General features: G+C 69.7%; 17 protein-coding genes. 12 read left to right on the top strand and 5 right to left on the bottom strand.

All coding sequences use genetic code 11. The features are described 5' to 3' along the window. The first annotated feature begins 78 nt into the window (after positions 1–78). The 4 genes from OG625_RS06575 to OG625_RS06590 are packed head-to-tail and all read left to right on the top strand — an operon-like array spanning position 79 to position 2,708. Positions 79–381 carry a hypothetical protein gene (locus OG625_RS06575; RefSeq protein ID WP_329377231.1) on the top strand — a complete coding sequence of 101 codons (303 nt, stop codon included), beginning with the start codon at positions 79–81 and terminating at the stop codon, positions 379–381. Further along, positions 374–1,507, top strand: coding sequence for a hypothetical protein (locus tag OG625_RS06580; RefSeq protein ID WP_329377234.1), 1,134 nt, complete (start codon positions 374–376; stop codon positions 1,505–1,507). The genes OG625_RS06575 and OG625_RS06580 overlap by 8 nt, the downstream gene beginning before the upstream one ends. Further along, complete coding sequence (locus tag OG625_RS06585; RefSeq protein ID WP_329377236.1) at positions 1,504–2,124, top strand: hypothetical protein; 621 nt, start codon at positions 1,504–1,506, stop codon at positions 2,122–2,124. The genes OG625_RS06580 and OG625_RS06585 overlap by 4 nt, the downstream gene beginning before the upstream one ends. After that, positions 2,121–2,708 carry a hypothetical protein gene (locus OG625_RS06590; RefSeq protein ID WP_329377237.1) on the top strand — a complete coding sequence of 196 codons (588 nt, stop codon included), beginning with the start codon at positions 2,121–2,123 and terminating at the stop codon, positions 2,706–2,708. Before OG625_RS06585 ends, OG625_RS06590 begins: the two co-directional genes overlap by 4 nt. Here the strand turns inward: OG625_RS06590 and OG625_RS06595 are convergent, their stop codons facing one another. Both OG625_RS06595 and OG625_RS06600 read right to left on the bottom strand, forming a co-directional pair. Continuing rightward, positions 2,709–2,963 carry a WhiB family transcriptional regulator gene (locus OG625_RS06595; protein WP_329377239.1) on the bottom strand — a complete coding sequence of 85 codons (255 nt, stop codon included), beginning with the start codon at positions 2,961–2,963 and terminating at the stop codon, positions 2,709–2,711. Positions 2,964–3,020: 57 nt separating this feature from the next. Further along, a complete protein-coding gene (locus OG625_RS06600) occupies positions 3,021–3,815 on the bottom strand; it encodes a VOC family protein (protein WP_329377241.1) in 795 nt (264 codons plus the stop codon). Between the two features lie 125 nt (positions 3,816–3,940). Between OG625_RS06600 and OG625_RS06605 the strand changes: the two genes are divergently transcribed. After that, a complete protein-coding gene (locus OG625_RS06605; protein ID WP_329377243.1) occupies positions 3,941–4,603 on the top strand; it encodes a TetR/AcrR family transcriptional regulator in 663 nt (220 codons plus the stop codon). Here the strand turns inward: OG625_RS06605 and OG625_RS06610 are convergent. Next, positions 4,587–6,023 carry a DHA2 family efflux MFS transporter permease subunit gene (locus tag OG625_RS06610; RefSeq protein ID WP_329377244.1) on the bottom strand — a complete coding sequence of 479 codons (1,437 nt, stop codon included), beginning with the start codon at positions 6,021–6,023 and terminating at the stop codon, positions 4,587–4,589. The genes OG625_RS06605 and OG625_RS06610 overlap by 17 nt on opposite strands. Continuing rightward, complete coding sequence (locus OG625_RS06615; protein ID WP_329377246.1) at positions 6,020–6,901, bottom strand: alpha/beta hydrolase; 882 nt, start codon at positions 6,899–6,901, stop codon at positions 6,020–6,022. The genes OG625_RS06610 and OG625_RS06615 overlap by 4 nt, the downstream gene beginning before the upstream one ends. 248 nt (positions 6,902–7,149) lie before the next feature. On the opposite strand from OG625_RS06615, the gene OG625_RS06620 reads away from it, so the two are divergent. Together OG625_RS06620 and OG625_RS06625 are read left to right on the top strand one after the other, a co-directional pair. After that, entirely contained in the window at positions 7,150–7,437 is a 288-nt protein-coding gene (locus OG625_RS06620) for a hypothetical protein (protein ID WP_329377248.1), read from the top strand. Then, positions 7,434–7,952, top strand: a complete 519-nt coding sequence (locus OG625_RS06625) for a hypothetical protein (protein WP_329377250.1) — start codon at positions 7,434–7,436, stop codon at positions 7,950–7,952. The genes OG625_RS06620 and OG625_RS06625 overlap by 4 nt, the downstream gene beginning before the upstream one ends. A 125-nt stretch (positions 7,953–8,077) precedes the next feature. Here OG625_RS06625 and OG625_RS06630 read toward each other — a convergent pair whose 3' ends face one another. Further along, positions 8,078–9,466 carry a hypothetical protein gene (locus OG625_RS06630; RefSeq protein ID WP_329377252.1) on the bottom strand — a complete coding sequence of 463 codons (1,389 nt, stop codon included), beginning with the start codon at positions 9,464–9,466 and terminating at the stop codon, positions 8,078–8,080. Between the two features lie 372 nt (positions 9,467–9,838). Here OG625_RS06630 and OG625_RS06635 point away from each other — a divergent pair, with 372 nt between their 5' ends. The 5 genes from OG625_RS06635 (at position 9,839) to OG625_RS06655 (ending at position 14,441) form a co-directional block, all read left to right on the top strand. Further along, entirely contained in the window at positions 9,839–9,994 is a 156-nt protein-coding gene (locus OG625_RS06635; RefSeq protein WP_329377254.1) for an SMI1/KNR4 family protein, read from the top strand. 621 nt (positions 9,995–10,615) lie between these two features. Further along, a complete protein-coding gene (locus OG625_RS06640; RefSeq protein WP_329377256.1) occupies positions 10,616–11,227 on the top strand; it encodes a hypothetical protein in 612 nt (203 codons plus the stop codon). A 109-nt stretch (positions 11,228–11,336) separates the two neighbouring features. Next, the gene (locus OG625_RS06645) at positions 11,337–12,005 is read left to right on the top strand and encodes a toxin-antitoxin system, toxin component (protein WP_329377258.1); all 669 of its coding nucleotides are present in this window, start codon (positions 11,337–11,339) and stop codon (positions 12,003–12,005) included. 2 nt (positions 12,006–12,007) lie between these two features. Next, entirely contained in the window at positions 12,008–13,219 is a 1,212-nt protein-coding gene (locus OG625_RS06650) for an MAB_1171c family putative transporter (RefSeq protein WP_329377260.1), read from the top strand. Positions 13,220–13,259: 40 nt separating this feature from the next. Continuing rightward, a complete protein-coding gene (locus OG625_RS06655; protein WP_329377262.1) occupies positions 13,260–14,441 on the top strand; it encodes an MAB_1171c family putative transporter in 1,182 nt (393 codons plus the stop codon). Positions 14,442–14,543 lie beyond the last annotated feature (102 nt).

Here is a 14,543-nt window from a genome sequence, read left to right on the forward strand (position 1 = left end):
GCCTGACCGGTTTCAGCTCCCTCCGGGGAGTGACGCGGATTCCCCTGGCAGAGCACCGCTCTGCCAGGGTTTCGCGTCATGACCTCGCTCCAGGTGGACATCGACCAGCTGACCCGACTGACGCGCGCCCTGGACTCGTCCCTGGTCTCCTTACGGGAAGCCCGGCGCGCGCTGGACCACGTACGGGCCGACCAGCTGGGCACCGCGGACCTCGACCGGGCGTGCGACGCGTTCCAGGACCGCTGGGCCTACGGCACCCGTGAGCTGACGAAACGGGTCAAGCGCGTCCGGGAGGGCGTCGACCGCAGCGCCGCGGAGTACGCGGAGCTTGAGGAGGCCATCCGCGAGGCCTTCCGCCGGGCGGCGGCCGCGCGTGGCTGACCACGCGGCCCTGGGCTTCGACCCGGCCCCGGGGAACCCGGCGGCGGTCCTGGCCCTCACGAAGAAGCTCTCCGCCTCCGCGAACTCCCTCGGAGAGGCCTCCCGGGTCGTGAAGGCCCTGGTCTCCCACAGCTCGTCCTGGCAGGGCGAGGCCGCGACCGCCTTCCGCGCCTCCCTCTCGCAGGACCTCCCCCGCTACCTCGGCTCGGCGCACACCTCCCTGGCGGAGGCCGCCCGCCGGCTCTCGGGATGGCACGACACCCTGGTCGCCCACCGCGCGCTGGCGGCCCGCTACGAGTCCCAGGCGGCCGCCGCGAAGACGGAGGAGGCCCGCACCGACGCCCGCCGCCTGGCCCGCGAACTGGCCTCGGAGCACAGCGCGGCGGCCCGCCGGGTGGCATCCACCCTGAACGCGGCGGCGGACCGGCTGGCCCCGCAGGAGCCGGGCTGGCTCGCTTCGACCTGGCAAAAGATCGTGGACGACCCTGGCGACGCCCTGTCGAACGCGTCCGCCATCCTGGGCGCCGTCGGGGCCCTGGTGGCCCTCGCCTGCCCACCAGCGGGCCTGGCGATCATGCTGGTCGCAGGTGGCCTGTCCCTGGCTGCCCTCACGACGCATCTCTCTGACCCCAAGTTCCGCAAACCCCTGGCCGACGGCTTCACGAAGGGCGAGTTCGACGCGGATTTCTGGAAGAGCGGCGTGACGTTGCTGGGCGACGCCGTGGGCTCGGTCCCAGGCCTCGCCACCGTCGCCTCGGGCGCGAAGGCGGGCACCGCAGCTGCCCGCGCCGCCTTCGCCGCTGCCCCTGAGGCGAGCGCTTTGTCGTCCCTGGGCACGGGGGCCACCACGTTCCGCAGCACGACCTGGTCGACCGGCCTCGCGGTCCAGGCGGTCGAGAACCCGCTCATCACATGGGCCGTTCATTCCACAAACCCGACAGTGAGGAACTCTGTGAACATGGTTGCCCCCACTGCGGGACTCGCGACCGCTGTTGCGGACTGCGTGACCTCGAACGACACGGTCGAGCAGGCCGGAACCGCCACGGACGGCGTTCGCATCGTCGCCGACGACGCACCCTCAGCATTCAAGAAGGCAGCGCACGTATGGTCGGCGGTCACTCCGTGATGACCGACACGAGCGCCCCGCCCGTGTGGTTCCGGCTGCCACCCGGGTTCCACCATGTCTCCCCGAAAGATCGGGGCGCACTGGACAACATCGCCGGCGCTCTGGGTAGCCCAGAGGCTCAGCAAGAACTCTCAGCGCTCATGGACGGCTTGGACGAACTCGCCGGACATCATGTTGCTTTCACCGCGGTCGGGATCCATCCCGAAGAGCCCGCGGGGGTCTCGACTTCACTGTTCTCCTTGGCCGTCCATACTGCCGAACCCGGCAGTCTCCGGCTGAACGTGGCACGGACGGCGCTCGCCCTGGCGGGCTCCCCCCTGTGGAACAACCCGGAGCGCCGACAGATCGACCTGCCCTCGACACTTCCGTGCTTCTTGGTCGCGGGAACCATCTCGATCCCAGGCACGGACCAGCACATGTTTCAAGCCAAAGTGGCGACAGCCCACGCGGACGGAGTCCACGTCCTCGTCCTGGACTTGACCAGCGCGGCAACCTGCCAGGGTGACTCGTACAGCGACATCCTCGAAGCCGTCGCCTACACCCTCACCTTCTCCGACCCCAACCCCACTCCCTCAACCGCGCCGAGGACCTCGCGCATCCTGGAGGTGCTCCTGTGACGCTTCTGCTGAGCAAGGTGGCGTGGGATCACCTGCCAACCGTCACTGGATACAAACGTTTGAGCGTACGTCGAGGCGTCTGCCTGTGCAGCTTCTCCGCCCTCTTCCTGCTCACGCTGATGTGCGTCATTTTCGGCAATCGCAGCCTAGCCATGGCCGCCTTCTTCATGATCGTGTTCATCTTCCCGGTCTGTCTCCCGTGGGTGGCAATCGCCTTCATCCGACGCCTCCGTGTCAAAGCCATCCTCCGGTCATACCCCTGGCGCGAATGGCCATGTCAGCACCCCCGCTACGTGAGCGGTAGCCCCGCGACCATCGCCATCCCCTTCCGGGAGGAGTTCACGGCGCTGTTCCGGATCATCCCGTTCCCCATCGACCTCACCGCCCAGGCCAACGACCACCCGGACCGCATCTGGTTCGCCGGGGACCCCCGCTTCGGTGGCGTCGTGTCACCAGTCGGGGGTCACTACCCCGTGCGCGTCGTGGCCCACGTGCCGCGCCGGGAGGAGTGCGGAGGCGAGGGGTTCGAGCTGGCCCTCCGGGTCGGGCTGGTGCGGCGTAGCGGGAAAGGGACCCGTACCTGATCAGCGGCGCGGCCGAAGGGCCAGGCGTTCGGACTCCGAGAGGCCGCCCCAGACCCCGAAGCGCTCGTCATTGGCCAGGGCGTACTCCAGGCACGCCACCCGCCCCTCGCACGCCCCGCACAGCCGCTTCGCGTCGCGCAGCGACGAGCCGGGCTCCGGGAAGAAGAAGCCCGGGCCCGTCTGGGCGCAGAGGGCGAGGGCGTACCAGGCCGGGGCGGCGGTACCAGTGGCGGAGGGGGTGGGGTTCATCGACATGCCGGTGATACTGACCGCCGCCGATGGACGTCCGATCAACGACTGATCAACACGCCCTCACACCCCCGCCTCCGGCGCGCTCGCTATGATCGCGAACCGCGCTCCGAAGGGGTCCGCCAGCTTGGCGAAGCGGCCGACTCCCTCCATGAACACCGGCGTCAGGCGGACCTTGCCGCCCGACTCCTCCGCCTTGGCCGCCGTCGCGTCGCAGTCGACGACCTCGAAGTACGGTGTCCAGTAAGGCTGTTCGACGTCTTCCACCGGGTCCGCCGAGATCGGGACCAGACCGGCGAAGGCCTCTTCGTCCGTCGTGCCGGCCGGCTTCGCCATCGTGTACGTGCCGCCCTCGAACGGCATCTCGCTGATCTCCCACCCCAGCACCGCGCGGTAGAACTCGACCGCTCCTGGCACGTCCCCCGTGTAGAGCTCCGTCCAGCACAGGGAACCCACCTGCGTCACCGCGCCCAGGCCCTTGTTCTGCCGCGGCTGCCATACCCCGAACCCCACCCCCGACGGATCGGTGAAGATGGCCATCCGGCCGAAGTCCAGCACGTCCATCGGCTCGAACGTCACCGCGCCGCCCGCCTTCGTCACGGCCGCCGCCGTGGCGTCCGCGTCCGGGGTCTGGAAGTACACCGACCAGGCCGACGGGTTCTGCTCCGCCGGGACGGTCATACCGCCGGCGACCGTCTTGTGGTCGAGGTGGAACATCCCGTACCCCCCGACCTCCTCGCCGCCCGGCCGGAAGTCCCAGCCGAAGAGTCCCTGGTAGAACCCGGCGGCCGCGTCGACGTCGGGCGTCCCGAGGTCCACCCAGTTCGGGGAGCCGTCCTTGTAGTCCGTGGTGAGCATGGTCCGCGCTCCTTCCGGCCGGTACCGCCAGTGCTCGCTGTTGTGTCCTCTTCGAGCATGGCACCCGCCACTGACAGCGGCCCGGCCCACAGAGTGAACGACCGTGCGTTCGGTAAGATGGCGGCATGGCAGACGGACGTGTGGAACGAGGCAATCAGACGCGGCGCACCGTCCTCGACCGGACGATGAGCATCGCTTCCGTCGACGGGCTGGAAGGCCTCTCCCTGGGGAAGATCGCCACGGATCTGGGGCTGAGCAAGAGCGGGGTCTTCGCCCTGTTCGGCTCCAAGGAGGACCTCCAGCTCGCCACCGTCCGCGCCGCCGTGGACGTCTTCGTGGAGCACGTCGTCCGGCCCGTGCGCGAGGATCCCGCCGGGCTCGCCAAGGTGTGGCGGGTGTGCGAGCTGTGGCTCGGTTACTCCGGGCGCCGGATCTTCCCCGGCGGGTGCTTCTTCTACTCCGTCTCCGCGGAGTTCGACGCGCGCCCGGGCCCGGTGCACGACGAGATCGCCAAGGTGCGTTCCGACTGGACCCGTTACGTCGAGCGGTTGCTGGAGGAGGCCCGCGTGGCGGGCGCGTTCCGGGAGGGCTTCGATCCTGCCGACGTGCCTCAGCTCGCCTTCGAGGTGATCGCCCTGATGGAGCTGGCCAACGCGCATTCCGTCCTGCACGAGGACCCGGTGGCGTACGAGCGCGCCGGTCGAGGCATCCTCGACCGGCTGCGGGCCGCGGCGGCCGCCCCGGAGGAACTCCCGGAGCGACCGCCGGTCGTCAGCGCGACCGCCTGACCCCGCCGGCCCTGCCGGCACGGCCGGACCCGCCGCCCGCGCGCATCGACCAGCCCGCGGCAGCGGCGCCCAGCGCGGCGACGGCCGCCAGCAGGAACACCCCGCGCCAGTGGTCCCCGGCCCCGGTCAGCACGGCCGCCGTGGCGGCGATGCCGAGCGCGCCGCCGAGTTGGCGGGCCGTCATCAGCAGTCCGGTACCGGCGGCGAACCGCTGCGGCGGGAGGGTGGCGGAGGCCGCCGTGGAGAGCGCGGTCAGGGTCACCCCGACGCCGAGGCCGCCCAGCAGGCCCGCGGGGAGGAAGATCTGGGCGTACGAGGTGGAGGCGTCGGCCCAGCCCCACAGCAGCAGGGCGCCGGCGGCGAAGAGCAGGGAGCCGACGGTGACCGCCGCCCACTGCAGGCGGGCCGGTACGCGGCGCCCGACGACCAGCGCTCCGGCCATGGCGAGCAGCGCTCCCGGGGTGACGCCGAAACCGGCCTCCAGGACCGAGTAGTCCCACCGGGCGATGAGGTACGAGGGCCCCGTCAGCAGCCACGCGTACATGGCCGCCCCGAACAGCAGCGAGCCCGCGTTGGCACGCGCGAAGACCGGGGCGCGCCACAGGTCCAGGTCGATGGCGGGGGCGGGGTGACGGCGCGAGCGGTGGAGCGCAGTCGCGGACGCCAGGACTCCGCCGGCCACGAGTACCACCACCGCGGGGTCGGCCCAGCCGCGCTCCTCGCCCTGGGACAGGCCCGCCACGACGCCCCCGATGCCGAGCGCGAGGGCGGCCGTACCGACCGGGTCCGGGAGTCGGCTCGCCGTACGCGGCTCCCGGGGCACGGCGCGGGCGGCGGCCCAGCAGACCAACAGGCCGAGCGGCACGTTGATCAGGAAGATCGCCCGCCAGTCCCAGGCCTCGACGAGCAGGCCGCCGACGGTGGGTCCGACCGCCGCGGCGAGTCCGCCGGCCGCGCCCCAGACTCCGAGCGCCGCGGCCCGCCGCTCGGGCGCGGTGTGGGCGAGTACGAGTCCCAGTGCGGCCGGGATCATCCCGGCGGCCGCCGCGCCCTGAAGGGCCCGGGCGACGATGAGGAGTTCGGCGGTGGGGGCCGCGCTGGCGGCGAGCGAGGTGAGGGTGAAGGCGAGGGTGGAGCCGAGGAACAGGGTGCGCCGCCCGAGGGTGTCGGCGAGGCGCCCGGCGGCGGCCAGCAGGGCGGCGAACAGCACGGCGTACGAGCTGACGACCCAGGTCAGCCGGGGCAGGGACACCTCGGGGAAGGCTCGTCGCAGGTCCGGGAAGGCTACGTTGACGACGGTGGCGTCGAGGAAGGCCAGGAAGGTGACGGCGGCGGCCAGTAGGAGCGTCCGGCGGGGGTCGGCGGCGACGGGCGTCGGCCGGTGGGCGGCGGAGGCGGTCGGCGGACCCGGCCGGCTCATCGGTTCACCGCGGCCGGGGCCTCGACGGCGACGGCGGGCTGTGGCGCGGTGGCGAACTCGACCGCGGCCGCGATGACCGCCCGGTCGGCGAGGATCCGGCGATGGCCCAGGCCGGTGGTCTCGATCAGCCTCGCCTGTGAGCCGTAGGCGGCGGCGATCGCGCGGGACTGGGAGGGGGCGGCCACGTCGTCGTCCACGTCGTGGAGGAGCAGGATCGGCGCGGCCAGGTCCGCCTGGCGCCGGCCGGCGTCGAGCCGTCGCCAGATGTCGGGTTCGCCGGGGAACAACCGGTCCTCGACGTGGCTGCCCAGCACCTGTCGGACCCTCTCGCCCAGACGCAACTGAGCGCAGAAGCGGTCAAGGAGGTAGTCGAAGTCGGCCACGGCCCCGATGGCGACGACGCGTTCGGCGCGTATGCCCTCGCGGAGCATGAAGAAGGTGGCGAGCACGCCGAAGGAGTGCGCGACGACGGCGGAGAACTCGCCGTGCTCCGTGTGCAGTCGGCGGATGATCTCGCGGTAGTCGACGATCGTACTGGCGCGCCCGCCGGATTCCCCGTGCCCGGGGGCGTCGAAGGCGACCACGCTCCGCCCCTCGGCCAGGAGCGCCTCGACGATCCCGCTGAACCGCGAGGCGCGCGAGGACCACCCGTGCACCACGAGCACGGGCCGGTCGCCGTCGCCCCAGTGGTACGTGGTGACGTCCACCCCGCGCACGACCAGCCGCCCGGTCCGCGCGCGAGCCATCAGCTCGGCTTCCTCGGGCCGCAGCCGCGGCCGGCCGAGGGGTCGTACGAACAGCGCGAACGCACGCGGCCCGAGCAGGCCCGGGGCGAGGCGGGCGGCGACGTTGAGGGTGGTGCTCAGGAGTGAAGCCATGGGATGCATGCCCGGTTCTCCGGATCTCCGCTGGATGGCCAAATGGCGCTGGCAGGATGACGCGGGAGACATTAGCACGATCGTTCGTGTTGTTTCATGGTCGCGAACTCACGGTTGGTACGACGGCAAGTTCAAGCGTCGGCGCGCGCCTGACTACTGCTGCTCACCGGCTTCGAGAGCCCGCCCGGCGACGATGGTCGGCCCTTCGCATCGACAGGGCGTTGAGCGAGGACCCGCGATGCGGGTCGATGTCCAGAGGGACATCCAGAAGAATTCAGGACGAGTGGAAGCGGGAGGCCCTGGACGCCTTCGAGCGGTCCGGTGGCGCGCCCGTCTCGATTCCCGTGGAATACCGGGCACCCGGTCCCCCGCTGGAGGACGGCCCGAACTTCCAGAACCGGGACTGGTATCTGGGCGTCGGCGCCTACCAGCGGGTGGTCTCCGGCGAGGTCTCCGTCGTCCCGGGCGCGGACGGAAAGCCGAAGATCAACATGGACCGCAGTGACCCGTCCCGCGGCGAGGAGGAGAACCGGTGAAGCGCAGGACGGTCGCGGTCGGGGTCGCAGTGGTGGCCCTGACGGCCGTGGGGCTGGGCATCGCCGCCGGCTGGGTGCCGGAACCGAAGGACAACCGGTCTGTTGCCCCGCAGTGGCTGGAAGGCGTGGGGGGCAAGGAAGCGGCCGCGTACCTGCGCGTACAGATTCCGGCGGACGCCCAGGACGTGAAGGGGGCGGGCGCGGACGGCTGGGACGCCGACAGCTACCTCCTGACCTTCACCGTGCCGCACGCCGAGGCAGAGGCGATCGCCGCCGATCTACGCCTCGACCAGCCGTTGAAGTCCTACACTCCACTGCCCCCGAAGGAGCACCCGTCCGCGGTGCCGTTCGCACACCTGGGTCTGCCCAGTCCCGACACCGTCCCGAACGCCCGCACGGGCAGCGTCTGCCCGCCGTGCGTAGGGGACAAGCGCAGGTCCATGCTCCAGACCATCGGCATCACCCTCCAAGACCTGGGAGGCGGGATCACCCGGGTCTATCTCGGGGGGCAGTGAGCACGTTGCGTGTCCTGGCCGTCTGTGATCATTTATTTCCCCGCAGAACGACGCCCGTCGCTTGAAGGGCGAATCCGTGCCTTTGAGCTCGTGCCGGATCAGGCTCGACTACTTCCGGGGGACCGTTAGCCGGTGCAGCCGGGGACCGCGCCGGCCGGGCTGCAGTTGTTCGGCCGGTTGTCGCGGATGATGTCGCCGTTCAGGGTGAGGATGCCGGACGCCTTGAAGATGCCGCCGCCGTCACCCGCCCGGTTGTGGGTGATGGTGTTCTCTTCCAGCGTGGTGGTGCCCAGCCCCGTGGGGCCGCCGGCGTGGTAGAGGCCGCCGCCCTGTGCTGTGCCGTCCTTCGCGGTGACCCCGTTGTGCAGGACCCTGTTGCGCCTGGCTGTCAGGGTGCCGCCGTCGGGGTTGTCGAGGCCGCCGCCCTGAGCGGTGCCGCCCGGTGCCTCGACGGTGTTGCCGGTGACGCGGCTGTCGTTCAGGTCGAGCGTGCCGAAGGGGCCCACGCGGACGCCACCACCGCGCGCCGTGCCGTCCTTGGCGACGGCCCGGTTGCCACTGATCTCCACCTTGCTCACGGTCATCAGGCCGTTGTTCGCGATGCCGCCGCCCTGGGCGAAACCGTGCGGAGCGTCCGAGGCGTTGTCCGAGATGGCGCCGCCGGTGACGGTGAGCCTGCCGGGCGCCGGGATGCCGTTGGAGACGGCGGCACGCGCGAACCCGCCCGGGGCGAAGGAACGGTTCTTGCTGATGACCGTGTCCTCAACGGTCGTCTCGGCGAAGCTGATGATGCCGGCCCCGAAGGCGGTGCTCTGGGTGTCCTCCGTGACGGTCGCGGTGTTCCCGGTCAGCCGGGATCTGGTGACCGTCAGCGGACCGTCGTTCGCGATGGCAGCGCCTGCGGCGCCACCGCCGACGTTGCTCCCGCTGTAGACGACGTGGTTTCCGGTCACCTCGGTCTCGCTCACGCTTCCGGTGCCGGGGCTGTCGATGCCGCCGCCCTGGGCGAACACGTCCGACCGGGCCGTGTTGCCGACGAACCTGCTGCGGGTCACCTTCATCGTTCCGGTGTTGGAGATACCGCCGCCACAGGCCAGGCCCGGGGGGGCAGGGAAGGCGGGGCAGTCCGTGGCGAAGCCGCCGCTGATCGTCGTGTGAGTGAGCGTGAGGTTTCCCGTCGGGCCGACGAGGAGGATCCGGAACTTCGGCGTCTTGTGCCCGCGCTCGTCCCGCCTGATCGTGGCCCCACGTCCGTCGATGGTGATCTCACTGGTGATCACCGGCAGCCCATTGCCGGGGGTCACGGGGTCCGGCGACGTCAGCTTGTACGTGCACTTGCGCGCCAGCCGGAGCGTGTCCGGTCCGGGTGCGCTGTTCGCGGCGTTGATCGCCGCGACGAGATCCGGGACCGAGCAGCGAACCTGCACCGTGGCGGCGTGAGCGGCCGGGACGGGGACCGCCACCAGCGCGCCCGCCACAAGGCCGAGGACGGCCGGAACATACCGACGAGACATCGGGGACTCCTCCTTCGCGGTGTACGGCCGGCCGTCAGGGGACCGCAACCAGCCGAGCCCAGCCGACCATGCGCAACCGCCGTCGGCTTCCCGGCCTGATCCGTACGGGCGGGCGGACAGCCCGGACGGAGCACGCTGGGCGCGCGAAGGGGCCAAGACGCGCGAAGGGGCCTTGTGCCCCCGAAGCTGCCGCGAAGTGACAAGTAGTACGTAGTCAGGAGAACTGGGTACTCGTGCCGCCTCACCACCCTTGCTGCCATCAAGGTCGTGGATCACGATGGAAGCCGATGGGAAGGACTCCTTCCGTCTCCGCGCCGACCTCGAGAACCCAGACCACGCCGACCAGCAACGACGCCGCCGCCTAGGAATCCAGTGCCCGATGTCAACGTGCTCGTTCAGCTCTGTCCGCCGCCGTCCGGCTCCGTCCCCGCCATCGACTGGGACACGGTGGAGAACACGCTGGGCATGCGGCTTCCACAGGACTACAAACGGCTCGCCGCCACGTACGGGCCGGGAACCTTCTCATGACGAACGACGAGAGTTCACCCGAACCGCCTCGGAGGTCGTGGCCAGGGACGGCGAACCGTCCTGGCCCATGGGCCGGACCGGGTCGTTCCTGCCGGGCGGGGCGGAGGATCTTCCGCGGGCCCCTCGTGACGAGCCTGTGCCTCGGGGGCCCACGCCGCCCCGAGGCCCTGGCGGCCGCGCTCGACGGGCCCGCCATTCTTCGAAGCCGGCGACGAGGAAGTCGAGGCCGTCGCCGCAAGTCTGCGAACCGTCCGCATCGGCCTCACGGCGATGGTGGCCCGCGGTACCGAGGGCGAGTCCCAGAACGCCGAACTCATGCGCTGGGTCGCTGACATGTTCGGAGGATCACCTCAGGGTGACGGCGCCGCCCCCTCGCCCCGGCCTGCGAGCTGATCCTCCCCCGGCCGACAAACCCCTTTCGGGCCGGGCGCGTTACCGGATATCAGGCGCACGACCGGACCAAACGAACGACACTTGCGTCGCGCCCCGCTCCGGTCCCCGCTGTCCGTCTCACGAAACGATCGTTTCATTGCGAATCCGACCGTTCCCATGATCTAGTGGCGGCGCGGGTCGGGGCCTCATCCGGACCGCATGTTCCCCTTCATCCTGCCCGGAGGATCCATGAGCGACGGGTACGAGCAGCTCGCCGAGACCGTGAGAGAGGTCGAGCAGCTCCAGTCGGAATCGGGGCTCGACAAAGCGTCAGTTTTCAACCTGCACGACCTCTCGTTCCAGACCTCCCTTCCGGAGGCCGACATCCGGCGACTGCTCGACGGTGAGCCCGTCGAATCGCCGAGAAGCGGCCCGGCCGAGCTCGCCCGCCGCATCGCATTCCTGAGGGAAACCCGTCTTACCGTGGACGAGCACACAGGCAGCCGACGTCAGTACACGATCGTCGAGATTGCAGCCGGCAGTGGGATGACGCCGCAGTGGCACGGCAAGCTGCTGAACCAAAGCACGCCGAACATCTGGCACGGCGCGGGCCTGGCCAAGTTCTTCAACGTCCCCATGGAATACTTCACCCACACGCCACCCGAGGCCCTGAAGCGAGTTCTGGACAGCAAGGTCATCCCAGACCTCACGGCGCTCCTGAAGAACCCTTCCGAGGCTGTGATGAATCGCCACGCCATGCAGATCCAGCTCCGTCTTGGCGACAAGGAGCTGCCGCCGAATCTGGAGACGGCGCTGATGGCCTTCGTGGACGCGATCTCACAGGAAAGCTCCGGCCCCTAAGGTCGGGGCGGGGACGCAGACGACTGACCTGACTTTCAGTCACAGGAAGCTGCAAAGCGAGCCACGGCTTCACCACCCATCGGAGCGAACGCAGAGTGGGGGCACTCGGATGAACCAGCGGCAGATGGCCGACTTTCATGAGTGGGTACTCGCGGCGATCGGCAGGCTGACACCTCCCAAGAGCCTGCTTGCCGCGCCGAGGACCTACCTGGCGCGGCGGTCAGGCGAGTGGAAGATCGCGAAGTTCTGCGACGAGCTTCTCGCGGGGCTCGACAGGCCCATTCCCTCAGATCCGGACAGCTTGTTCGAGGTGTTGAGGGCCGACGTCGAGCGGCGCTTCAACGAGGACCGCGGGGCGCTCCCGTACCGCCCGGTCCACCTGTACTTCCGCGAATTTCCCGATGGGACGGCCAGCGGCCTCACCGCGAGATTCGACGACCGACTCGTGATCATCGTCGAGAGTCAGACGACCACGCTTCACCAGTTCGTGATCTTCGCACACGAGATGTGGCATGCCCTGATGGGGGAGTGCCTGGCTCACGGGGCCCACAGCGACGTTGCCGCAGCAGCCGCCCGGTCGCTCGGTGGTGAACTGGCAAGCGACGACCTCGTCGCCCTGGCCGCGAGGAGCCACGTCAACACCAAAGAGGAAAACGACGCCGAGGAGTTCGGGCTGCAGCTGGGAGCCCGCCTGCGGGAGTACCTCGAAGGTGGCGGTGCCGTGCCGGTCACCGGTTTGGCAGGCCGGATCCAGTCCAGCATAGGCAGAGGCTACTGAGCATGACCGGATCGGACTACTACATACCCGCCGGCGTCCTGGCCATCGCCTTGGTGGTGAAGTCGCCCTCGTTCTGGCGTACCTGGCACTCGCCGATGTCGAAGTCGATTTTCGTGATCCTCACGTCCTCGGCGGCGGGCTTCGTGTTCGGTGCTCCGCCGACGATCGAACGGGTCAACCGCATCACCGGCGTCCCGAACATCTCGGCGCTGATCGTCTACTGCATCCTGTCATGCCTGTCGTGCGGCTCGCTGGTGCTCCTCATGCACTGGCGTGGGGGGCCCGAGGAGACCGTCCGGCGGCACACCAGAATGTGGATCGCGGCAACCGCCGCGGTGATCGCGACGTTTTGTGTCCTCTTCTCGCTCGGCAACGTGCCCATCGAGCAACAGCGCGACTTCGACACCTTCTACGCGACCACCCCCTACGCGCGCGAGATGATCGTTCTCTACCTGACCGCGCACACCACCACCAGTCTCGTGGTGGCGACGAAGTGCTGGCGGTGGGCACGTGAACTTCGAGATCTCCAGGCGGCGTGGACCCACTGGGGTCTGCTCATCCTCGTGGCCGCGTTCGGCCTCACCTTGTCGTTCGCCCTGGCCAAGTTCCTGGCTGTCGGCGCCCGCTGGGCCGGGACGGACACCTGGGACTCGCTCAGCACCGACGTCGCTCCCCCCCTTGCAGGACTGGGCGCAGGCATGACCACGATCGGTTTCCTGCTCCCCGTCGTCGGGCCGCAGCTGGGGTCGATATGGGTGTCCTGGCGGGCCTACCGGGCGATGGAGCCCCTCTGGCATGCGCTCGAACCATTCTCGGGTCCTGGCAAGCCCATGCGGATTCGTCCTACCTCGTCGCCGGAGATCCGGGCGATGGCCAGGGCCACCGACATCTCCGATCGTCTGCTCAATCTGGCGCCCCACCTGGACGGCAGCCACCGCGAGGCAGCCGAGCGATACGCCTCCGCGCAAGGATGCGAGTCGGAAGCCGCCCTCATCTTCGCCGAAGCGGCCACGATCCACGCCGCCCTGGCCGCCGCGAAGGCCGCCGGGACGCCGGCATCCGGACAGACAGCCGTCGCCGTCGCCGTCGAAACGAGCACCACGCTTCCCACCCGCGTCTCCGGAACGAACGGTCTTGCCCGACTGAGCATCCAGTTCTCCAAGATCCACCGTTCCGGCTTCCCCGCCGGCGCCGCCCACTCAGAGAGCAACTGATCATGCGCACTCCTCCCCAAGCGGCGCACGCGAGCCGCCGGTGAACGCGGGAACGGCTTTCCTGTCCGCGGCCGCCGGCTTGTTCGTCGCCACCGCCATCAAGCTCTGGGCGCTGCGGAAGAACCCTCGGGACCCGCTTCTGAGGGCGGTGACCGCGACCCTTTTCGTTGGCGCGCTCCTGTTCGTCACCGCCGCCCCGCCGAATCTCGCAGCCATCAACGCGATGCTCGGCGTACCGAACATCGCGGCACCCATCGTGTACTCGATCTTGACCGCGTTTGACGGCGTCAGCATCGTGCTGCTGATCCACTGGCGGGGAAACGATGATCCGCGTGCCACCCGGCGTCAGACCCGGCTGTGCCTGATCACCTACGCCGCGGTGGCGGTGGCCGTCTACGTCCTGTTCGCGCTGGGCGACACACCGGTCGAGCGAATCCGTGACCTGGACACCTACTACTCCAGCACGCCCTGGATCCGCGAGATGATCCTTCTCTACCTGGCGGCGCACACCGTAGCGGCCGTCACCATGGTGGTCCTCAGCCGGCGTTGGTCGAGGCAGGTCCCCGGCACCCTGAAGCTCGGGCTGCTGCTGATAGCCGCAGGGGCGGCAAGCTCCGTCGCCTACGACCTCTTGAAGTTCACGGCGATCGTTGCCCGCTGGCTCGGGCACGACTGGGACTGGCTGAGCACCCACGTCGCTTTCGCCCTGGCCGGTTTCAGCGCCTTCCTGGTCTCCGCCGGTTTCCTCCTCCCACCCCTCGCACAAGGCTTCGGCTCCCGGTGGCGGGCCCTTCGCCGCTTTCGCCGGCTCCAACCTCTGTGGCTGGAGATCCGCCCGGAGATACCTCCGACAAGTCCGCCGCCAATGCCTTGGTGGCAGTCCGTGGAGCACCGCCTCATGCAGCGCGAAAGGGATATCTTCGACGCGGTACTGCGGCTGACGCCCTGGTTCGACCGCTCGATCGGCGCGAAGGTCTACGCGCTCGCCTTGGCAGAGCACTCCGACAGCCGCCGGGCCCGCGGCGAGGCCGATGCCTCCGTGATAGCCCGCGCGGTCATCCAGAAGAGTTGCGCCTCACCCGCAGTCACGCCGGAACATCGATGGATGGTCAGCTCCATTGAGGACTCCGATGACCTCGTCAACATGTCCGCCGCCATGCTGTGCTCCCCGCGAGTGGAGGTGACACGGCAGTCCACGGTACTCGCCGAGGACAGTGCATGAGCACGGAGAGCAGGCTGAGAGCCCGCTTCCGGTCCGCCGCTCAGAGGCTTCTCGCAGAGCGATGACCATGACCACCACTCACCCGAAGCACGGCGAGGTCCT

It is taken from the genome of Streptomyces sp. NBC_01351, assembly GCF_036237315.1.
Taxonomy (GTDB): Bacteria; Actinomycetota; Actinomycetes; order Streptomycetales; family Streptomycetaceae; genus Streptomyces.